Annotated in this window: 20 protein-coding genes and 1 tRNA gene; 5 read left to right on the forward strand and 16 right to left on the reverse strand. The window is 69.2% G+C overall.

Annotated elements, in window-relative coordinates:
• Positions 1-2 precede the first annotated feature (2 nt).
• From VF106_RS24175 to VF106_RS24205, 7 genes are all read right to left on the reverse strand, one after another.
• Positions 3-473 (reverse strand): GNAT family N-acetyltransferase, encoded by a 471-nt coding sequence (locus tag VF106_RS24175; protein WP_330842099.1) that lies wholly within the window; start codon positions 471-473, stop codon positions 3-5.
• The gene (locus tag VF106_RS24180) at positions 470-976 is read right to left on the reverse strand and encodes a DUF4262 domain-containing protein (protein ID WP_330842100.1); all 507 of its coding nucleotides are present in this window, start codon (positions 974-976) and stop codon (positions 470-472) included. Before VF106_RS24180 ends, VF106_RS24175 begins: the two co-directional genes overlap by 4 nt.
• Positions 964-1,539, reverse strand: coding sequence for a Pr6Pr family membrane protein (locus tag VF106_RS24185; protein WP_330842101.1), 576 nt, complete (start codon positions 1,537-1,539; stop codon positions 964-966). The genes VF106_RS24180 and VF106_RS24185 overlap by 13 nt, the downstream gene beginning before the upstream one ends.
• Positions 1,540-1,546: 7 nt before the next feature.
• Positions 1,547-2,299, reverse strand: coding sequence for a YebC/PmpR family DNA-binding transcriptional regulator (locus VF106_RS24190; RefSeq protein ID WP_330842102.1), 753 nt, complete (start codon positions 2,297-2,299; stop codon positions 1,547-1,549).
• Positions 2,296-2,925 (reverse strand): pyridoxal 5'-phosphate synthase glutaminase subunit PdxT, encoded by a 630-nt coding sequence (gene pdxT / locus VF106_RS24195; RefSeq protein ID WP_330842103.1) that lies wholly within the window; start codon positions 2,923-2,925, stop codon positions 2,296-2,298. Before pdxT ends, VF106_RS24190 begins: the two co-directional genes overlap by 4 nt.
• 28 nt (positions 2,926-2,953) lie before the next feature.
• Positions 2,954-3,286 (reverse strand): AzlD domain-containing protein, encoded by a 333-nt coding sequence (locus tag VF106_RS24200; protein WP_330842104.1) that lies wholly within the window; start codon positions 3,284-3,286, stop codon positions 2,954-2,956.
• Between the two features lie 336 nt (positions 3,287-3,622).
• Entirely contained in the window at positions 3,623-4,315 is a 693-nt protein-coding gene (locus tag VF106_RS24205) for an AzlC family ABC transporter permease (RefSeq protein WP_330842105.1), read from the reverse strand.
• A 76-nt stretch (positions 4,316-4,391) separates the two neighbouring features.
• On the opposite strand from VF106_RS24205, the gene VF106_RS24210 reads away from it, so the two are divergent.
• Complete coding sequence (locus tag VF106_RS24210; RefSeq protein ID WP_330842106.1) at positions 4,392-4,943, forward strand: helix-turn-helix domain-containing protein; 552 nt, start codon at positions 4,392-4,394, stop codon at positions 4,941-4,943.
• A 1-nt stretch (position 4,944) separates the two neighbouring features.
• Here the strand turns inward: VF106_RS24210 and pdxS are convergent, their stop codons facing one another.
• Positions 4,945-5,877, reverse strand: a complete 933-nt coding sequence (gene pdxS / locus VF106_RS24215; RefSeq protein ID WP_414639052.1) for a pyridoxal 5'-phosphate synthase lyase subunit PdxS — start codon at positions 5,875-5,877, stop codon at positions 4,945-4,947.
• Between the two features lie 169 nt (positions 5,878-6,046).
• On the opposite strand from pdxS, the gene VF106_RS24220 reads away from it, so the two are divergent.
• Positions 6,047-8,173, forward strand: coding sequence for an elongation factor G-like protein EF-G2 (locus VF106_RS24220; RefSeq protein ID WP_330842108.1), 2,127 nt, complete (start codon positions 6,047-6,049; stop codon positions 8,171-8,173).
• A gap of 23 nt (positions 8,174-8,196) precedes the next feature.
• Here the strand turns inward: VF106_RS24220 and VF106_RS24225 are convergent, their stop codons facing one another.
• The 5 genes from VF106_RS24225 to VF106_RS24245 all read right to left on the reverse strand — a co-directional run bounded on the left by VF106_RS24225 (position 8,197) and on the right by VF106_RS24245 (position 12,587).
• Positions 8,197-9,186: an NUDIX hydrolase gene (locus tag VF106_RS24225; RefSeq protein ID WP_330842109.1), complete on the reverse strand. Its 990-nt coding sequence runs from the start codon at positions 9,184-9,186 to the stop codon at positions 8,197-8,199.
• Positions 9,183-10,337 (reverse strand): glycosyltransferase family 4 protein, encoded by a 1,155-nt coding sequence (locus VF106_RS24230; RefSeq protein ID WP_330842110.1) that lies wholly within the window; start codon positions 10,335-10,337, stop codon positions 9,183-9,185. The genes VF106_RS24225 and VF106_RS24230 overlap by 4 nt, the downstream gene beginning before the upstream one ends.
• Complete coding sequence (locus tag VF106_RS24235) at positions 10,334-11,242, reverse strand: phosphatidylinositol mannoside acyltransferase (protein WP_330842111.1); 909 nt, start codon at positions 11,240-11,242, stop codon at positions 10,334-10,336. Before VF106_RS24235 ends, VF106_RS24230 begins: the two co-directional genes overlap by 4 nt.
• A 54-nt stretch (positions 11,243-11,296) precedes the next feature.
• The gene (gene pgsA, locus VF106_RS24240) at positions 11,297-11,902 is read right to left on the reverse strand and encodes a phosphatidylinositol phosphate synthase (protein ID WP_330842112.1); all 606 of its coding nucleotides are present in this window, start codon (positions 11,900-11,902) and stop codon (positions 11,297-11,299) included.
• Positions 11,903-12,065: 163 nt separating this feature from the next.
• Complete coding sequence (locus tag VF106_RS24245; protein WP_330842113.1) at positions 12,066-12,587, reverse strand: MarR family winged helix-turn-helix transcriptional regulator; 522 nt, start codon at positions 12,585-12,587, stop codon at positions 12,066-12,068.
• Between the two features lie 103 nt (positions 12,588-12,690).
• On the opposite strand from VF106_RS24245, the gene VF106_RS24250 reads away from it, so the two are divergent.
• Positions 12,691-13,254 (forward strand): YceI family protein, encoded by a 564-nt coding sequence (locus tag VF106_RS24250; protein WP_330842114.1) that lies wholly within the window; start codon positions 12,691-12,693, stop codon positions 13,252-13,254.
• A 49-nt stretch (positions 13,255-13,303) separates the two neighbouring features.
• Here the strand turns inward: VF106_RS24250 and VF106_RS24255 are convergent, their stop codons facing one another.
• From VF106_RS24255 to VF106_RS24265, 3 genes are all read right to left on the reverse strand, one after another.
• Positions 13,304-13,855, reverse strand: a complete 552-nt coding sequence (locus VF106_RS24255) for an HIT family protein (protein WP_330842115.1) — start codon at positions 13,853-13,855, stop codon at positions 13,304-13,306.
• Positions 13,856-14,452: 597 nt separating this feature from the next.
• Positions 14,453-16,477 (reverse strand): threonine--tRNA ligase, encoded by a 2,025-nt coding sequence (gene thrS / locus VF106_RS24260; protein ID WP_330842116.1) that lies wholly within the window; start codon positions 16,475-16,477, stop codon positions 14,453-14,455.
• Between the two features lie 123 nt (positions 16,478-16,600).
• On the reverse strand, positions 16,601-17,266 hold the full coding sequence (locus VF106_RS24265; RefSeq protein ID WP_330842117.1) for a DUF305 domain-containing protein: 666 nt from the start codon (positions 17,264-17,266) through the stop codon (positions 16,601-16,603).
• Between the two features lie 122 nt (positions 17,267-17,388).
• On the opposite strand from VF106_RS24265, the gene VF106_RS24270 reads away from it, so the two are divergent.
• Positions 17,389-18,801 (forward strand): LVIVD repeat-containing protein, encoded by a 1,413-nt coding sequence (locus VF106_RS24270; RefSeq protein ID WP_414639053.1) that lies wholly within the window; start codon positions 17,389-17,391, stop codon positions 18,799-18,801.
• Positions 18,802-18,956: 155 nt separating this feature from the next.
• Positions 18,957-19,028: transfer RNA gene (locus tag VF106_RS24275), tRNA-Val, on the forward strand.
• Positions 19,029-20,003: the final 975 nt, after the last annotated feature.

The raw sequence follows: 20,003 nt of genomic DNA on the forward strand, positions 1-20,003 counted from the left end.
GTTCAGTCGGAAACGCGTTTTTCCAAGAGGGACAACGGAACGCCCGCCGAGTCGGCCCGGTTGCCGACGACCACGTAGCCCGATCGCCGGTAGAGCCGTAGGTTTCCCTCGCTCGCGGCGCCGGTGACGAGCCACAGGGTACGAACCGTCGGCGGCGCGGCGGCTTCCACGGCTTTGAGAAGCAAGGTGCCGATTCCCCGGCCCTGCGTGTCCGGAGCGACGACGAACCTGGCCACTTCCATGCGATCGCCGGCGACCCGGCCGCGGACACACCCGACCAGCCGGGTGTCCAGCCACGCGCCGAGCGCGAGCACGCCGGACTCGAGGTCCGCGCGCAGCTCGGCGACGGTCTCCATCAGCGGCGGGATGTGCGGTGCGTTGTAGTGCTGGGCCTCGGTCACGTAGGCGGCGCGCTGGATCGTCAGTGCCTCACCGGCGTGCCCGGGCGCCAGTGGTCCGATGTGGACTGTCACGGCCCGTTGACCCCCGGGGTCCAGCTCTCCGGCAGGCCGCTCTCGGTGAGCACCGGTTGCCACAGGTCGAACCCGGCTGGCGCCTCGTCCTCCCATGGCCAGTAGTCCTGCGGGGTGGCCGTGATGAGCTGGATCGCCTCGAAGTCACCATCCGGGTGAACGAGGAACGCGCTGCCGAAGAACTCGAAGTAGTGGCCCTTGTTGACCCGTTCGACGGTGACCAGCACGCCTTCGAGGAGGTCGTCCCACACCTGGCCCGGCGGGAACCGCTCGCCCTGGCTCGCGCGCTGGATGTAGGTGTCCACGAGGAACCGTCCCGCGCCCTCGGGCAGGCCGATCGTGACCGCTTCCGGCACGCCGTGCCTGCGCCACGCCCCGACGGAGAACGTGTACGGCGCGCCGTCCTTGTCGCCGGCGACCTCCACGATGGCATGACCGTGGGCGTCGGCCTGCGCGATCAGGAAGTCACGCAGCCGCTGGTCCTCCTCGCTCAACCCGTCCATGCCCGCACCTTCGCGATGCCGCACAGCGCGAACCCGGCGGCGAGGATCGCCACCATGAACGCGGCGACCGTGCCGGCGAAGCCGCTGTCGTCCGGGTCGAGGAACGCGCGGTACAGGTGTGGCCGCTCCACGAGGAAGTATCCGAGGTAGGCGAGCGGGAACACCAGCCACGACACCGGGAACCACCACCGCACCCGCTGTGCCTGGCCGCCGCCGACCAGCACCCAGTCGGCCAGCACGACGAGCGGGGTGAGCATGTGCTCGAACAGCGAGTGGACGCTGCCGAGATCACCCTCCATCAGGCTCATGTAGGTGCCGGCGACGAGCAGCAGCAGGACGCAGACGGCACCCCGCAACCACGTCGAGCCCGGCAGGTCGGCCCGGGTGAACAGCGGGTACAGCGCGAGCACGACGTACACGACGCCGGTGAGCAGGCTCGCCTGCTGCGACAGCGCCGGCCACGGGTCGGCCATCACCGCGACGGCGGCCCCGAAGCCGACGAAGCCGCACGCGGCGACCACCAGCCGCCACGCGGTGAGACCGACCAGCGCCGGCGTTGCCAAGCCAGGACTATGCATCAACCTCGGCCATGACGTCGTCCGAGACATCGAAGTTGGCGTACACGTTCTGCACGTCGTCGCTGTCTTCGAGCGCGTCGATCAGCCGGAAGACCTTGCGGGCGGCGTCGGCGTCCAGCGGCACGCTGACCGACGGCAGGAAGCTCGCCTCGGCCGACTCGTAGTCGTAGCCGGCGTCCTGCAGCGCCTTGCGCACGTCGACGAGGTCAGTGGCCTCGGAGACCACCTCGAAGCTCTCACCGAGGTCGTTGACCTCCTCGGCGCCGGCCTCGAGGACCGCCATCAGCACGTCGTCCTCGGTCAGCTCGTTCTTCGGCAGGAGGACGACGCCCTTGCGGTTGAACAGGTAGGCCACCGAACCGGGGTCGGCCATGCTGCCGCCGTTGCGGGTCATCGCGGTGCGGACCTCGCTGGCGGCGCGGTTGCGGTTGTCGGTGAGGCACTCGATCAGCACGGCGACGCCGTTGGGGCCGTAGCCCTCGTACATGATCGTCTGCCAGTCGGCGCCGCCGGCCTCCTCGCCACCGCCGCGCTTGCGAGCGCGCTCGATGTTGTCCTGCGGGACCGAGTTCTTCTTCGCCTTCTGGATCGCGTCGAACAGCGTCGGGTTGCCGTCGGGGTCACCGCCCCCGGTCCGCGCCGCGACCTCGATATTCTTGATCAGCTTGGCGAAGAGCTTGCCCCGCTTGGCATCAAGTGCGGCCTTCTTGTGCTTCGTAGTCGCCCATTTTGAGTGGCCGCTCACGACAAACCCTCCACCATTTCTACGAACAGTCTGTGTACCCGCGTGTCCCCAGTCAGCTCCGGGTGGAACGCCGTGGCCAGCACGGGTCCCTGCCGGACCGCGACAATCCTACCGGCGGCCGCCTCTCCACCCGGGACCTGCGGGGTGTCGCTCACCCGAGCGAGCACCTCGACCTCCGGCGAGGCCGACTCGACCCACGGCGCACGGATGAACACGGCGTGCACGGGACCGCCATCGACACCGGCGAAGTCCAGGTCCTCCTCGAACGAGTCGACCTGCCGGCCGAACGCGTTCCGCCGCACGATCATGTCCAGGCCACCGAGCTGGTGCTGGTCCTCGCGACCATCGAGCACCTTGGCGGCGAGCAGGATCATGCCGGCGCACGAGCCGTAGACGGGCATACCGGCCGCGATGCGCTCCCGGAGCGGGGTCAGCAGGTCAAAAGTGTCGAGCAGCCGCGACATCGTGGTCGACTCGCCGCCCGGCAGGACCAGACCGTCTACTTCGGACAACTCGGCCGGCCGGCGCACGGTCGTCGCGCGCGCGCCGGCGTCCCGGAGCGCGCCAACGTGCTCGCGCACGTCACCCTGCAACGCGAGCACACCGATGAGCGGACCAGCGGACACCTGTTGACCTCCTGTTACTCCAGCTTACTTAGGGCACGCCGAGCGCCCGCAGCCCGGCCGCGACCACGGCGGCCGCGACGACCACGATCACGAACGGCGCCTTCCGCCAGGCCAGCACACCACCCGTGAGCACCCCGGCCGGCAGGGCGATCCCGGCGAACGAGCCGGCGTCGGTGAGCGTCGTGGTCGCGATCAGGGCGACGAGCAGCACGGTGGCGGCGGTGGACAGCACCTCGCTGAGCCGCGGCGGCAGCTCGGCCTCACCGCCGTGGGCCCTGGCCAGCCGCTCCCGCAGGAGCGGACCGGCCAACCGGAAGGCGTAGGTGCCGGCGGCGAGCACGAGAACAGCGGTGATGGTCATGGCTGTTCCGCCTCCCCGGAGTTCACGGTGTTGGTCGCGTTGGGGACAGACGGTTCTGTTCGGTCACGTACCTGCGACCGGCTCGCGTCACGTTCCCCTGAGGTACGGCTGGAAAACCCGGGGCCTGATTTCGATCCTGAGGTTGGAACAGGGAGTGTCATGCCGCCACCCCGACCAAGCTTTCTTGATCAACGCCGCCCAGATGGTTGCGTATGCATCCCCCACCCGTACCCGGGGGGCCACCCCGAGGCCATCGTACCAAGCGACAGAGACAAAACCCCTGGTCGCGGGGGCCTGTGGACAACTTTCGCCGACGAGTCCGAGCGAAAGGGACACTCATGCGGGCACCTCCTCCTTCTTCTCCGGCGCCGGGATCAGTGCCACCAGCCCAACCAGGGCCAACAGCACCGGCACCCCGGCCGGCAGGAACGGTGTGGTCGCCACTGCGACGGCCGCGCCGAGCAGTGCCGCGTTGCGTGTCCGTGTGTTCTTCAGCGCCGGCAGCACCAGAGCCAGCAGCCCGGCCGGGAACGCGGCGTCCAGGCCGAACGCGTCCGAGTCGCCGATCACCTGGCCGGCCGCCGCGCCCACGATCGTGCCGATGTTCCACACCACGAACGCGGTCGTGCCAAGGAACCAGAACACCGCCCGCGCCCTGGCCGGATCCTTCTGGGCCATCGCGAAGGCCACCGACTCGTCGATGAGGAGGTGCGCGCCGACCAGCCTGGCGACCTTCCCGCGGCCCATCATGTCGCCGACCGCCAGCCCGAACGGCAGGTGCCGGGCGTTGAGGACCAGCGCGCCCACCACGGCGGCGACCAGCCCACCGCCCGCCGCCACGACGCCGACCACCATGAACTGCGATCCGCCGGCGAACACCAGCACGGACATCACCGTGGGCATCCACCAGTCCAGCCCGCTGGCCACGGCGATCGCGCCGAACGACAAGCCGATGACCGCGATCGCGCCGGCCATGGCCACCATGTCCCGTTGTAAGGATGGAGTGAGTGTTCGCCAGATCGAACGCATGGATTCTATAGTGAACAGCAGGCTGAGCGTTCGTCAAGGCGAACGATCGGTCCGATATGACGAACGGGAGTGGTCTATGGCACAGGCGCCGCTCGACACCATCGCGTTCTCGCTGCGCCGCGAGCGGGAACGTGCCGGGCTGTCGCTGTCCGAGCTGGCCAAACGGGCCGGCATCGCGAAGTCCACGCTGTCACAGCTGGAGGCCGCGACCGGGAACCCGAGCGTCGAGACGCTGTGGGCGTTGTCGGTCGCCCTGGACGTCCCGTTCGCCAGCCTGGTCGAGCCGGTACGGCCGAAGGTGCAGATCATCCGCGCCGGCGAGGGCCCCATGATCTACTCGGAACGGGCGCACTACGTGGCCACCGTGCTGTCGGCCAGCCCGCCCAACGCCCGCCGCGACCTCTACCAGCTCTCCGCGGAGCCCGGCTCCATCCGCGAGTCCGAACCACACATGCCGGGCGTGGTCGAGCACGTGGTGCTGTGCTCGGGCCGTGCCCGACTGGGCCTCGCCGACGACCCGGTCGAGGTCGGCCCGGGCGACTACATCGCCTACCCGGGCGACCTCCCCCACATCTTCGAGGCGCTCGACCCCGGCACCACAGCGGTGCTGGTGTCAGAGCACGTGTAAGTCACCAGCCGCGTTCGGCCAGGCGGTGCGGCTCGGGGACATCTTCCACATTGATGCCGACCATGGCCTCGCCGAGGCCGCGCGACACCTTCGCGATCACGTCCGGGTCGTCGTGGAAGGTGGTGGCCTTCACGATGGCCTCGGCGCGCCTGGCCGGGTCGCCCGACTTGAAGATGCCGGAGCCGACGAACACGCCCTCGGCGCCGAGCTGCATCATCATGGCCGCGTCGGCCGGGGTGGCGATGCCGCCAGCGGTGAACAGCACCACCGGCAGCTTGCCGCGCTGCGCCACCTCCTTGACCAGCTCGAACGGCGCCTGCAGCTCCTTGGCCGCGACGTACAGCTCGTCCTCGGGCAGCGACGTCAGCCGCTTGATCTCGGCGCGGATCTTGCGCATGTGGGTGGTCGCGTTGGACACGTCACCGGTGCCGGCCTCACCCTTGGACCGGATCATGGCCGCGCCCTCGGTGATCCGGCGCAGCGCCTCGCCCAGGTTGGTGGCGCCGCACACGAACGGCACGGTGAACTGCCACTTGTCGATGTGGTTGGCGTAGTCGGCGGGCGTCAGCACCTCGGACTCGTCGACGTAGTCGACGCCGAGCGCCTGCAGCACGCGCGCCTCGACGAAGTGGCCGATACGCGCCTTGGCCATCACCGGAATGGACACGGTGTTGATGATCCCGTCGATGAGGTCGGGGTCGCTCATCCGCGCCACGCCGCCCTGCGCCCGGATGTCCGCCGGGACCCGCTCGAGCGCCATGACCGCGACGGCGCCGGCATCCTCGGCGATCTTCGCCTGGTCCGGGGTGACCACGTCCATGATCACGCCGCCCTTGAGCATCTCGGCCATGCCGCGCTTGACACGTGCGGTTCCGGTCACCGCGTCGGTCGAAACCTCGCTCACGGATACATCCCTCCTCTGTGGATTCCTCATCCAGTGTAGGTGCCATGTGGCTATCACCAGGCGGCCAATTCGGCGGTGATTCGCCAGGCCACTTTTCTGCTTGGGGTTGTCTGACCTGGTAAACAGGTGTGAGATCGGGCACATAACAGACACACCGAAACCCGGCTGACAGTGCGGTCATGGGGAAAGGGTGAGTGGCATGGGCAGCAAGCACTCCGAGAACGGTGATGGCGGAGCCGCGGTCGCTGTAGACGACCCGGCCAAAGTGCGCAACATCGTTCTCGTGGGGCCGTCCGGCTCCGGGAAGACGACCCTGACAGAAGGCCTGCTCGCGGCGGCGGGCGTGATCAGCAGGGCGGGCACGGTAACCGAAGGCACGACCGTGTGCGACCACGACCCGGCGGCCCAGCGCCAGCAGCGCTCGGTCGGCCTGTCGGTCGCGCCACTCGTGCATGGCGACGTCAAGATCAACCTGATCGACACCCCGGGGTACGCGGACTTCGTCGGCGAGGTGCGCGCCGGTCTACGTGCCGCCGACGCGGCGCTGTTCGTGGTGTGCGCGGCCGAGGGCGTCGACCCGGCGACCATCGCGCTGTGGGCGGAGTGTGCCGCGGTCGGCATGCCCCGCGCCGTGGTGATCGCCAGGATGGACCACCAGCGCGCGGACGTGATGGCCGAGATACGGGCGTGCCAGGAGGCGTTCGGTGCCGGCGTGATGCCGCTGTACCTCCCGGCCACCGGCGGGAAGGCCGGGCTGCTCGGCCTCATCACGCGCCGGTTCTTCGACTACTCGAACGGCTACCCGCCCACGGCCAGCGAACCGGACGAGGCCGACCTCGCGCTCATCGACGAGGCACGCAACGAGCTCATCGAGGGCATCATCGCCGAGAGCGAGGACGAGACCCTCATGGACCGCTACCTCGAAGGCGAGGAGCTCGACCCCGAGACGCTGATCTCCGACCTCGAGACCGCCGTCGCGCGCGGTTCCTTCCACCCGGTCATCCCTGTCTGCGCCTTTTCGGGTGTCGGTCTCGCGGAGCTGCTCGAGGCACTGACCGGCGCGTTCCCGTCCCCGCTGGAACACGCCGTGCCGGACGTCACCGAGGTCAACGGCAACGGCTCCGGCACGTTCACCGCCGACCCCAACGGCCCGCTCGTGGCCGAGGTCGTGCGCACCGCCATCGACTCCTATGTCGGCCGCGTGTCACTCGTCCGGGTGTTCTCCGGGACGCTGCGGCCGGAGCGGCCGGTCCACATCTCGGGGCACGGCATGGCGGACCGCGGCCACGAGGACCACGACGTGGACGAGCGGGTCGCGCACATCTACTCACCGCTCGGCTCGAACCTGCGCGAGGTGTCGCACTGCGTGGCCGGTGACATCTGCGCGCTCACCAAGCTGGGCTCCGCGGAGACCGGCGACACGGTGTCCAGCCCGGACAAGCCGCTGCTGATGCGGCCGTGGACGATGCCAGAACCGCTGCTGCCGGTCGCCGTGGTCGCCAAGACCCGCAGCGACGAGGACGCGTTGTCCCGCAACCTGAACCGGCTCGTGGCAGGCGACCCGACGCTGCGGCTGGAACGCAACGCGGAGACCCACCAGCTCGTGCTGTGGTGCATGGGCGAGGCCCACGCGGACGTCGTGCTTGCCCGGCTGCGGGCCGGTGGCGCCGACGTGGACACCGAACCGGTGAAGGTGGCGCTGCGGGAGACGTTCGCGAAGCCGGCCCGCGGCAAGGGACGGCACGTCAAGCAGTCCGGCGGGCACGGGCAGTACGCCGTGTGTGACGTCGACGTCGAGCCACTGCCGGTCGGCTCCGGGTTCGAGTTCGTGGACAAGGTGGTCGGCGGCGCGGTGCCGTCGCAGTTCATCGGGTCGGTGGAGAAGGGTGTCCGCGCCCAGATGACGAAGGGCCTGAGCGGTGGCTACCCGGTGGTGGACATCCGCGTGACGCTGTTCGACGGCAAGGCACACAGCGTGGACTCCTCCGACGCGGCGTTCCAGACAGCCGGCTCCCTGGCGCTGAAGGACGCCGCGGCGAACGGCCGGGTGTCGCTGCTGGAACCGGTGGACGAAGTGGCCGTGCGACTACCGGACGAACACCTCGGCACGGTGCTGGGCGACCTGTCCTCCCGACGCGGCCGCGTGCTCGGCACCGAGGCGGACGAGCGTCCCGGCTACAGCATCGTGCGCGCCGAGGTCCCCGCCACCGCACTGCTGCGCTACGCGATCGACCTGCGCTCGATGACCTCGGGCTCAGCGACCTTCACGAGAACCTTCGTGAGGTACGACCCACTGCCGGAGTCACTGGCGGCCCACGTCACCTAGACAGGTTTCGGGCAACGGCACGGTCAGCGAACGGTTCTGACCGTGCCGTCCCATTTCCTCGACAGCACGTCCGGCAGCAGGGTCGACAGCTGGACCGGATAGATCGTCTCCTCGGTGCGGCGCAGGTCCTCGACCGACCACCAGCGGTGGCCGTCGACCGTGCGGGCCTCCAGCTCGGTGAAGCCGGACGTGTCCACGTCCACCCGGTCGACGAGATCGGCGACGAAGAACCACTCCTCGCCGTCGTAGGTCCGGCCGTCGAAGCTGAACGCCACCCGGCGCCGCCACACCGGGCCGACGAGGTCGTCGTCGGCCAGCTTCACGCCGGTCTCCTCGACCAGCTCACGCAGTGCCGCCGAGCGGAGGTCCTCCCCCGGCTCGACCCCGCCGCCGACGGTGAACCAGAACCTGGCGTCCGGGCGGAGCGGGTCGTGGCCGTTGAACAGCAGGACGCGCCGCTCGGCGTCGAGCAGCAGCACGCGTGCCGACGGGCGCGGCAGCGGGGTGTCCGCCTCGTCCGACAGCGCCGGCTCGACGATCTCGAAGTACTCCGGTTGTGGTGCCGTCCCGGCCAGCCGCAGCCACCGGACCAGCCGGCGCCGCCGCTGGGTGAGCGTGTCGCGCACGGCGTCGTTGTGGACTCGGCGGGCGATCACCAGGCGGTGCTCGGCGTCGATCAGCTCGGCGGTCAGCGCGAGCGGCAGCTTGGCCCGGTCGACGGCCGCGAGCTGAAGCGACAGCCGGTTCTCCGCCTCCTCCCGCTCGTCACGCGGGGCGACCTCGGCACGTTCCGCCTCGGCTCGCAGCCGGTCCGCGCCGACGTCGTCAAGGCGGATGGCCGCCGCGACCGCGCGCGCCACCACAGCCCGGCGCGCCAGTGCCGCCTCCAGTGCCGCCCATGCCGCGTCGGTGCGCACGTGCAACCGGTCGAGCCGGTTCGCGGTGGCCGCCAACCACATGATCACCAAGGCCACCACGACGACAACGACGAGCGTGGTCACCAACCCCGTCACGACACTTCCTCACCAGACTCGACAGCTGTCTCGACGATCCGCCGTGGGTCGGCGGCGATCGCCTGCTCGTACACCCGCAGCACCTGACCGGACAGCACCGTCCAGTCGAAAGCCGCCACGCGCCGGCGTGCGGTGGCGACGTACTCGGCGCGCCGCTGCGGGGAAACAAGCATGCCGCGCAACGCTTCCGCCAGTGCGGCCGGGTTCCCGACGGGGAACAGCACACCGGCGCGACCGTCGTCGAGCACGCGCCGGAACGCGTCGAGATCGCTGCCGACCACCGCCGCGCCGGCGGACATCGCCTCGGTGAGGATCATGCCGAAGCTCTCCCCGCCGGTGTTGGGCGCGCAGTACACGTCCACGCTGCGCAGCGCGCGGGCCTTCACCACGTCGTCGGCCTGGCCGAGCAGGTTCATGCGTTCCGCGAGCGCCGGCCCGGCCTGGCGCCGCAGCTCGTCCTGATCGCCGCCGCCCACCACCAGCAAACGCAGGTTCTCCAACTCCGGCGCGAGGATCCTGAGCGCGCCCAGCAGGACCGGCATCCCCTTGCGTGGCTCGGTGAACCGGCCGACGAACCCGATCGTGCCGCCGTCGCGCGGGTAGCCGGGCAGCGGCTCGGCGTCCGCGAAGAAGTCGACGTCCACGCCGTTCGGGATCTCGACCGCGTCCCCGCCGAGGTGCTCCACCTGCACCCGCCTGGCGAGCGCGGAGACCGCGATACGCGCGGTGATCCGCTCCAGGAACGGCCGCAGCACGGGTTGGAACGCGCTGAGCGTGCGGGACCGGTCGGTGGAGGTGTGGAAGGTGGCCACGATCGGACCGTCGGCGATCATCAGTGCCAACAGCGACAGGCTCGGCGTGGTCGGCTCGTGCAGGTGCAGCACGTCGAAGTCGTGGTCGCGGATCCACCGCCGCACCCTGGTGTAGGAGACGGGCCCGAACGAGAGCCGCGCCACCGAGCCGTTGTACGGAATGCTGACCGCACGCCCGGTGGGGCTGACGAAGTCCGGCAGCGGGGTGTCCTCGTCGGCCGGCGCGAGCACGTCGACCTGGTGCCCGCGCCGCCGCAGCGCCTTGGCCAGGTCGACGACGTGCGACTGCACCCCTCCGGGAACCTCGAAGGAGTACGGACACACGATCCCGATCTTCACGGGGACTCCTGCAAAGCCCTTTGCCGGTCCTCGTCAAGGTCCGCGAGCCACAGCTTCTGCATCATGTGCCAGTCGGTGGGGTGCGTGGCGATGTCCGCGGCGAAGGCGTCGGCCATGCGTTGGGTCGCCGCCGGCACATCCTCGCGGCCGTGCACCTGGATGGGGGTGTGGATCCGCAGACTCCAGCCGTCGTCGGTGAACTGGTTGTCCGCGATCAAAAGCTGCGCCCCGGTGACCGCCGCCAGCCGTGCCGGCCCAGCGGGCATGCGGGTCTCCTCACCGAAGAAGGTGACCGGGATGCCCCGCTTGGACAGGTCGCGGTCGGCGACCAGGCAGACCAGCTTGTTGGCTCGCAGGCGTTCCATCAGTATCCGGTAGGCGCCGCCCTCGCTGGGCAGGATCTCGAACCCGAGCGACTCGCGGTAGTCGACGAACCGCTGGTAGAGCGACTCTGGCTTCAGCCGCTCGTTGACCGTGGTGAACGGCCCCTGGTGACCGACGAGCCAGATGCCGGAGACGTCGAAGTTGCCGGTGTGGGGCAGCGCGAGGACGAGACCCTTGCCACGTTCGAGTGCCGCCTCGATCAGCGGCATACCGACCATCACGTCGTTGACGCGGCGGTAGATCTCCTTGTGGTCCATGGCCGGCAGGCGGAACGTCTCCATCCAGTACCTGGCATAGGAGCGGACCCCCGCGCGGACCAGTTCATCCAGCTCGGCGCCGCCCGCCTTCGGGACGACGCGTGCGTAGTTGCGGCGCATCTGCTGGACGCTCGGTCCGTTGCGCCGAACGGCGAGGTCGGCGAAGGACCGGAACATCCCGCGTGCCATCGGCTCTGGCAGCCCGCGCACGACACCCCAGCCTGCCCCGTACGCGAGGTCGGACAATCGGTGAACGAACGTCATGTACGCGTCAACCTGCCTCTCTCCGTTCAGCAGGACGCCCGTGGCCCATCGACCTCACGCCCCCGCCGCCGACTGCCGCACCGCGACCAGCCGCTGCCCCACCGTGATGACCGATCCCGCGACGAGCAGCCACAACGCGACGTCCACCGCGTAGGGCACGCCGAACCCCTGGAGCCCGGTACCCACCAGCGCGATGATCAGCCGCTCCGCCCGCTCGACGAGCCCGACGTTCGCCGACAGCCCGGAGGCCTCGGCACGTGCCTTGATGTAGGAGATGACCTGCCCAAGCACCAGGCAGATGAGCGCGGCCGCACCCAGCGACGGCCGGTCGGCGACCTCGAACGCGTACCAGCCGATCGCGGCCATCAACGCACCGTCGGCGAGCCGGTCGCAGGTCGAGTCGAGCACACCACCGAACTTCGTGCCGCCGCCCTGAGCACGGGCCATGGCGCCGTCGAGCAGGTCGAGCATGACGAAGCCCCACACCACGAACGTGCCGGCCAGCAGATGCCCGGTGGGGAACAGCCAGAGCGCGCCCCCGATCGCGCCCACGGTGCCGACGACGGTCATCCCGTTGGGCGTCAACCCGACCCGGACCAGCACGGCGCCGATCGGATCGGTGACCCGCGAGACCGAGGCTCTGGCAAAGATGTTCAGCATGGGGCGGACGAGCCTCACGACGTGCGGCGACAGGTGCGCTGGCAGCCTAACGGACGGTGTTTGTCCGGCTCTCGCCGCTCACTCGTTCCCGATCGAGCGTGATTGTCGAACTCGCAGGTCTCCCGCGTTGGACACGCGGGTCTGGAGTGTTGGACACGCGAGGTCAGTGTCTGGTGTCCGCGGTTTGGGCTCGGCCGTTCGCGGTCAGGTTCGGGCAGGTGAGTTGCGGAGCCCCGCCCAGACCACGCTGTATGGCCATGCTGATCTCACCGAGCTGCTCGACCTGCTCCGGGGTGAGCTGGTCGAACAGCTTCTCGCGGACCTCGGTCACGTGCCCCGGTGCCGCGGACTCCAGCGCGGCGAAACCCTTGTCTGTGAGGATCGCGTACGAGCCGCGCTTGTCGGTCGGGCAGCCGCGGCGGCGTACCCAGCCGGCCTCCTCCAGACGGGCGATCGCATGGGACAGGCGGCTGCGCGAAGAGCCGCGGATGCCGGCCAGCTCACTCATGCGCAGTGTGCGGTCCGGCGCCTCGGACAGGGCGACGAGAATCTCGTAGTAGGCATGCGGCATCCCGGCTTCCCGTTGGAGCTGCCGGGCAAGAGCGTCGGTCAGCCCAAGGGTCGCCGACAGGAACGAGCGCCAGATCTGCTGCTCGTGGTCGGTCAACCATCGCGTCTCGGACATACCTCACAGTGTACTTGTTGAACTCTCAATCATGCAGGTGTAGGGTCGCGGTTGATCGCTCAATAACTGATCGTTCAACAATCTTCATCGGAGGACCTTTCACATGAGCACCACCGCCCTCGAGATCCCGGGCTACGTCGCCGGCACCTGGGACATCGACCCGGCGCACTCGGAGGTCGGCTTCGTCGTCCGCCACCTCGTCGTCACGAAGGTCCGCGGGCGGTTCGCCGAGTTCTCGGGCAGCATCGTCACCGCGGCGAACCCTCTCGAGTCCTCGGTCGACATCAGCGTCGAGCTCAACTCGATCACCACGAACCAGGAGCAGCGCGACGGCCACCTGCGCTCCGCCGACTTCTTCGAGGTCGAGACCTACCCGACCATGACCTACAAGGCGACCGGCGCCCGCCAGGACGGCGACAAGTTCGTCCTCGACGGTGAGCTGACGCTCAAGGGCGTCACCAAGGTCGTGCCGCTGACCTTCGAGGTGAACGGCATCGGCGAGAACCCGCTCTCCGGTGGCACCGTGGCCGGTTTCTCCGGCAGCGCGGTCATCAACCGCAAGGACTTCAACGTCAACTTCGAGGGCGTCCAGAACGGCATCGCCATCGTCAGCGACAAGATCGAGATCCACGTCGAGGTCGAGGCGAACCTCCGTCAGGAGGCCTGAGCCCGACTCCGGTTCCACGTGAAGGACCCCTCCTCGTCGGAGGGGTCCTTCACTGCGTTTCGGCCCAGGCCTTCGCGAGCAGAGCGCGGGTCTCACCCAGCAGCTGCGGCAGCACCTTCGTCTGACCGATCACCGGCATGAAGTTCGAGTCGCCGCCCCACCTGGGCACCACGTGCTGGTGCAGGTGCGCCGCGATGCCCGCGCCCGCGATCACTCCCTGGTTCATGCCGACGTTGAACCCGTGCGGCGACGACACCGACCGGGCGACGATCATGGCCTTCTGGGTGAACTCCGCCAGCTCGACCGTTTCCTTCGGCGTCAGTTCCGTGTAGTCCGCCACATGCCGGTACGGCACCACCATCAGATGCCCCGGGTTGTACGGGTAGAGGTTCAGCACCCCGTACACGAGCACCCCACGCGCGATGATCAGCGCGTCGGCGTCGTCCAGTGCCGGCAGTTGGCAGAACGGGCACCCGTCGGCTTCCGAACCCTCCGGTTTGTTCTCGCCCCTGATGTAGGCCATCCGGTGCGGGGTCCACAGGCGCTGCAACGTGTCGGGCACGCCGACGCCTTCCTGCTCGACGAACTCCGGACCGGTCATGCCGTCCCCTCACCTGCATATCGATGATTCGCTTCGCAGGCTCCGCTCATGCACCGATCCTAGTGTTCGGTTCGCGCGCCACAGCAGGCCGAGGCGGGCAATCCCACAACGGCACCACCCGACCCGACCACCTGCTCAGCCGGCCCCTCCCCGACCCGGGGGCTCCGTCAAAGTCGTGTTTCTGCGGGCAGGCGCTCTGCGGCGGCCATCACCCCGGAGCGGTGCTGTGTCGATCGGTGCGGGCGCCGCCCGTATGGGCCGATGTCCCGAGGGTCCTTTTGGGACCTCCGAACGCCCGGCCCGCGCCCGTTTGGTGCCCCTCGGCACTGTCTTGAGGGACGCTTTCATGTCGTTGAACGTCTTGAGCGCGTCGTTCATGACAACGGCGATGCCCTGAGAGCGTCTTTCGAGACAGTGGGGTTGCCCGCCGGCCGCTGCGGGCCCGGCGCCCCGCGAGGCAGCCAGGCTGACCAGGCCCGCGTCCCTCGCACAGCGCTACACCACCAGCTCCCAACGACTTTGACGAACCCCTCCTCCACCCGAGGCCGACCGGCCCCCGGCCCCCGGCCCTCCGGGCAACCGGGCAACCGGCCGAACCTACTGCGAGACCTTGACCACGTCGGCCGACGGCGACGCGTTCTCTCGCCGCTCGACCCAGTCGATCACCGCGTCGACGGCCGCCTCGACCGGGATGCCGTTGATCTGGCTCCCGTCGCGGAAGCGGAACGACACCGCGCCGGCCTCGACGTCCTTGCCGCCGGCGAGCAGCATGAACGGCACCTTCTGGGTGGTGTGGTTGCGAATCTTCTTCTGCATGCGGTCGTCGGAGGTGTCCACCTCGACGCGGATGCCCCGCGCCCGCAGCTTCTCGGCCACGTCGAGCAGGTGCGGCACGTGCTCGTCCGCGATCGGGATGCCCACCGCCTGCACGGGCGAGAGCCACGCCGGGAAGGCGCCCGCGTAGTGCTCGGTCAGCACGCCGAAGAACCGCTCGATCGACCCGAACAAGGCGCGGTGCAGCACCACCGGCTGCTGGCGGGAACCATCCGAGGCGGTGTAGGACAGCTCGAACCGCTTCGGGTGGTTGAAGTCCACCTGGATGGTGGACATCTGCCAGGAACGGCCGATCGCGTCCTTCGCCTGAACCGAGATCTTCGGCCCGTAGTAGGCCGCGCCGCCCGGGTCCGGCACCAGCTCCAGACCGGAGTCGACGGCGGCCTGGCGCAGGGTCTCGGTGGCCTCCGCCCACTCGTCGTCGGAGCCGATGAACTTGCCGGTGTCACCCTTGGTGGACAGCTCCAGGTAGAAGTCCGACAGACCGTAGTCGGCCAGCAGGTCCAGGACGAACCGCAGCAGCGAACGCAGCTCGCCGGGCATCTGCTCCTTGGTGCAGTAGATGTGCGAGTCGTCCATGGTGAGGCCGCGCACCCGGGTGAGGCCGTGGACCACGCCCGACTTCTCGTACCGGTACACGGTGCCGAACTCGAACAGCCGCAGCGGCAGCTCCCGGTAGGACCGCCCGCGCGACCGGAAGATCAGGTGGTGCATCGGGCAGTTCATGGCCTTGAGGTAGTACTCCTCGCCCTCCAGCTTGAGGGGCGGGAACATGGTCTCCGCGTAGTACGGCAGGTGCCCGGAGGTGTAGAACAACCCGCTCTTGGTGATGTGCGGGCTGTTCACGAACTCGTAGCCTGACTCCTCGTGCCGGCGCCGCGAGTAGTTCTCCAGCTCACGCCGGATGATGCCGCCCCGCGGGTGGAAGACCGGCAGCCCGGAGCCGATCTCCTCCGGGAAGGAGAACAGGTCGAGCTCGACACCCAGCCTGCGGTGGTCGCGCCGCTCGGCCTCCGCCAGCCGCTCGAGGTAGGCGTCCTGGGCCTCCTGCGACTCCCACGCGGTGCCGTAGATGCGCTGGAGCTGCGGGTTCTTCTCACTGCCCCGCCAGTACGCGGCGGCGACCCGGGTCAACTTGAACGCCGGGATGTGCTTGGTGGTCGGCACGTGTGGCCCGCGGCACAGGTCGCCCCAGACCTGCTCGCCGCTGCGCGGGTCGAGGTTGTCGTAGATGGTCAGCTCGCCGGCGCCGACCTCCATCACCTCGTCGGTGTCCACGTCGGACTTGAGGTCGACCAGCTCCAGCTTGTAGGGCTCTTTCGCCAGCTCGTCCTTGGCGGCGTCGACCGACTCGACGACCCGGCGGGAGAAGCGCTGGGACGCCTTCACGATCTGCTTCATGCGCTTCTCGAGCGCCTGGAGGTCCTCCGGGGTGAACGGCTTGTCGACGTCGAAGTCGTAGTAGAAGCCGTCCCGGACCGGCGGGCCGATGCCGAGCTTGGCCTCCGGGAACTGCTGCTGCACGGCCTGGGCCAGCACGTGCGCGGCCGAGTGACGGATGACCGCGCGACCGTCCTCGGAGTCGGCGGCGACCGGCTCCACCTGGGCATCGGCCTCCGGGGTCCACGACAGGTCACGAAGGCGGCCGTCGACGTCCCGCACCACGATCACCGCGTCCGGCCCCTTGCCAGGAAGACCGGCCTCGCGGACCGCGGCGCCCGCCGTGGTGCCGGCCGGCACCACCACGCGCGGGGTGGGTTCGGCGGCAGGCGGACGCGACTCGGACACGGTTACTCCTGGTTGGCTCGAGGGGATCGACTCGTGGTGCCCCCGATGCTATCGAGCCGTGCCCGGCGGTGGCCTGCGGGTTTCCGCATGGTTCGACTGCGGTTCTCCGCAGGTGCGCACGCCTCAGCCGTTCAGCCAGCGCTGCATGCGCTGTATCTCGTCGGTCTGCTCGACGACGACGTCGTCGGCCATCTCCTGCACCCGCACGTCGACACCCGAGGTCCGGACCGTCTCGGCCATGGTCAGCGCGCCCTGGTGGTGCGCGATCATCAGCCGCAGCCACAGCCGGTCGAAGTCCTCACCCTTCGCGTTCTCCAGCTCGTCGAGCTGCTCCTGGGTGGGCATACCCGGCATCGACGCGTCGCCGCCGCCGTGGCCGTGGCCCGGCGCGGTCGGGTCGACCGTCGGGACCGCGTGCTGGGACAGCCAGCGGTTCATCATGTCGATCTCGAGCCCCTGGACGTCCTTGATGCGGTCGGCGAACTCCCGGACGTCCCGCGACGAGGCCCGCTCGGGAGCCAGCTCGGCCATCCAGACCGCCTGCTGGTGGTGGACGATCATGTTCTGGACGAACTCGACGTCGGCGTCGTTGGGTGGTGTCTCGGGGATCCCGGTGGCCTGCCCCGGCGGGATGGTGCTGGCCTCCTCCCCCGGTTTACCGGGCACGATCACCGGTCCTGGGTTGGCGGGCGGCGGCGTCTCCGTGGTGCACGCGGCCAGCAGACCGATGGCGAACAGTGCGCCGAGACCGGCCACGACGTGCCGGAAGGTCCCGTATGTCTCGTTCACAGGAAAACGTTTTCCCATCTAGCGCCAGATCCTCCGATTAGATCTAGTTTATTCCTGACTGACCTGTTCATAATGTGCCATCCCAACGACACGAGGAGGGGACCCCTGTCGTGAGCTCGACCCTGCATGGCTGGCGCCGAAGAGTGTCAGTCGCCGCGCTCGGCGCGGCCACGCTGGCTCTCGGCGTGATCACCGCCCCCGGGGCGGCGGCCCAGGACTTCCCGGCGCCGGACGAGATCGTCAGCAGCCCGAACATGAAGCACGAGCTGAACATCCCGCAGACGGCGCCACTGGCGAACTCGACGTCCGTGGGGACCGACATCGCGTTCCAGGGACGCTACGCGTTCGTCGGCAACTACGACGGCTTCACCATCTACGACATCAAGCAGCCGAAGCAGACCAGGATCGTCAGCCAGGTCCTGTGCCCGGGATCGCAGAACGACATCTCCATCATGGGGAACCTGTTGTTCGTGTCCACGGACTCACGCCGCAGCGACGACTCCTGCACGTCGACCTCCCAGTCCGACGGCTCCAAGCCGTACTGGGAGGGCATCAAGATCTTCGACGTGTCCGACAAGCGGGCGCCGCGGTACATCAAGTCCGTCGCGACCAAGTGCGGCTCGCACACGCACACGCTCGTGCCGTCGAAGGACCGCAGGACCGCGTACCTGTACGTGTCGTCCTACAGCCCGTCGCCGACGATCTCGGACTGCCAGCCGCCGCACGACCTGATCTCGATCGTCGAGGTGCCGCTGCGCCACCCGACGGCCGCCAAGGTCGCGGCCACGCCGGTGCTGTTCCCGGACGGCGGCTACACCGGCCCCGGCACCGGCATCGGCAACCCCGGCGGTGTCGACACCTCCGGCTGCCACGACATCACCGCGTACCCGGAGAAGGACCTGGCCGCCGGCGCCTGCATGGGTGACGGTGTCCTGTTCGACATCTCCAACCGCGTCGCACCGCGGGTGATCAACCGGGTCGAGGACGCCACCAACTTCGCGTTCTGGCACTCGGCCACGTTCAACAACTCGGGCACCAAGGTCGTCTTCACCGACGAGCTCGGCGGCGGCGGCGCGGCGACGTGCAACCCCGAGATCGGCCCAGAGCGCGGCGCGGACGGCATCTACGACATCGTCGGCCGCGGCGACAACCGCAAGCTGGTGTTCAAGAGCTACTTCAAGATCGACCGCGTCCAGACCGACGACGAGAACTGCGTCGCACACAACGGCTCGCTGATCCCGGTGCCGGGCAGGGACATCATGGTCCAGGCCTGGTACATGGGCGGCATCCAGGTGTGGGACTTCACCAACTCGTCCCGCCCGAAGAAGATCGGCTTCCTCGAGCGCGGCCCGGCAGCGGACCCGAACACGGGCGGCGGTAGCTGGTCGGCGTACTACTACAACGGCTACATCTTCTCGTCCGACCTCGGCAAGGGCTTCGATGTCATCAGCATCGACGACCCGCGCACCAACCCCGCCAAGTTCGTGCGGATCAACGAGTTGAACGTGCAGACCCAGGGCAACTACTGGGGCTGAGTCCTCACGTCCCGTCGGGCCCCGCCGTCACCCCAGACGGCGGGGCCCGCGGCGTCTCGGCACGCACGACCTGCGCACGAAGCCCTCCCGACCCGAACAGCCACCCCTCCCCACCGCCCCAAGAACGGCATCCGCTAATCTTCGACACGTCGCCGGGGCGATTAGCTCAGCGGGAGAGCGTTCCGCTCACACCGGAAAGGTCACTGGTTCGATCCCAGTATCGCCCACGTCCGACTGGCCGACCCATGCTCGCGGAACGCGCTCGCCTGGGTCGGCCGTCATTTTTCTGGGGTGCAACCCCAGGCCCGCCCGGCGGGGCTCCGCCCCCCGGACCCCCCGAACGGTTCCTTTCGTCGGGCACGTTGGACTCCATACGATGCTTTTCTCTCGCAACGGGGTGCACTCGGTCCTTGGGGGATGGTTCGAGCCTGCTGGGCGTTGGTGGGGCTCACAGACCCTTCTCCTTCTCCGCGCTCTCGCTGCCCGCGCGTGTCCCCAGGCCTGCTCCTGGGCCCACACGACTCCACACGCTCCTCTCCATCTGCGGCTGACGCTGAGCACGTCGAGGGCGACCACGGATCGCCTCGTTGTGGGCCCACCGCCGGATCTGGCGATCCGCATTCATCTCGGCCGCGCCGCTTCATCTCGGCGACGCCCTCCGACGGTGGCCTCGCTGCCTTGACACCGCTTCCACAGGCGCGGTCCTCATCCAGCCCATCTCATGCAGCCCAGACGCGCCGCACCAACACACCCTTCTCGCCCTCCCCACACCCACTCCATAGGCGCTTTCCTCGCTTCGTCTCCGTTCCAACCGCTCCACCGCCGCCACCCGGTTCCCGCCTGTCTCTTCTCTCCCTCTCCCACACCACCTCTGTCGGTCCGATTCCCCGCCCAAGCGCCGATTCCCCTTCGTCCGGGGTCCCGACTACTTCTCGCGCTCCGCCGCCACTACCTCCCCTGAGGTGGAGGCCTTCCTGCCCCACGCCACCGTTTCTCGTCCTATGCCTCGCCTTCCCTCCCGCCGCACCTCCCCCGGCCCCGCTGCGCCTCCCCCGCTCCCGCCGCACCCACTCTCGCTCCCGCCACACCACCCCCGGCCCCGCTGCGCCTCCCCCGGCCCCGCCGCACCCACTCTCGCTCCCGCCACACCACCCCCGCTCCCGCCGCACCATCCCCGGCCCCGCCGCACCACCCCCACTCCG

The organism is Actinophytocola sp., from assembly GCF_036378875.1.
Classification (GTDB): Bacteria; Actinomycetota; Actinomycetes; order Mycobacteriales; family Pseudonocardiaceae; genus Actinophytocola.

Bases quoted from the DNA above. Each gene is read 5' to 3' on its own strand.
- VF106_RS24200 (WP_330842104.1), bottom strand. From the start codon at position 3,286: ATGACCATCACCGCTGTTCTCGTGCTCGCCGCCGGCACCTACGCCTTC.
- VF106_RS24220 (WP_330842108.1), top strand. From the start codon at position 6,047: ATGGGCAGCAAGCACTCCGAGAACGGTGATGGCGGAGCCGCGGTCGCT.
- pgsA (WP_330842112.1), bottom strand. From the start codon at position 11,902: ATGCTGAACATCTTTGCCAGAGCCTCGGTCTCGCGGGTCACCGATCCG.
- VF106_RS24245 (WP_330842113.1), bottom strand. From the start codon at position 12,587: ATGTCCGAGACGCGATGGTTGACCGACCACGAGCAGCAGATCTGGCGC.
- VF106_RS24250 (WP_330842114.1), top strand. From the start codon at position 12,691: ATGAGCACCACCGCCCTCGAGATCCCGGGCTACGTCGCCGGCACCTGG.
- VF106_RS24180 (WP_330842100.1), bottom strand. From the start codon at position 976: ATGGACGGGTTGAGCGAGGAGGACCAGCGGCTGCGTGACTTCCTGATC.
- VF106_RS24210 (WP_330842106.1), top strand. From the start codon at position 4,392: ATGGCACAGGCGCCGCTCGACACCATCGCGTTCTCGCTGCGCCGCGAG.
- VF106_RS24205 (WP_330842105.1), bottom strand. From the start codon at position 4,315: ATGCGTTCGATCTGGCGAACACTCACTCCATCCTTACAACGGGACATG.
- VF106_RS24235 (WP_330842111.1), bottom strand. From the start codon at position 11,242: ATGACGTTCGTTCACCGATTGTCCGACCTCGCGTACGGGGCAGGCTGG.
- VF106_RS24255 (WP_330842115.1), bottom strand. From the start codon at position 13,855: ATGACCGGTCCGGAGTTCGTCGAGCAGGAAGGCGTCGGCGTGCCCGAC.
- pdxS (WP_414639052.1), bottom strand. From the start codon at position 5,877: ATGAGGAATCCACAGAGGAGGGATGTATCCGTGAGCGAGGTTTCGACC.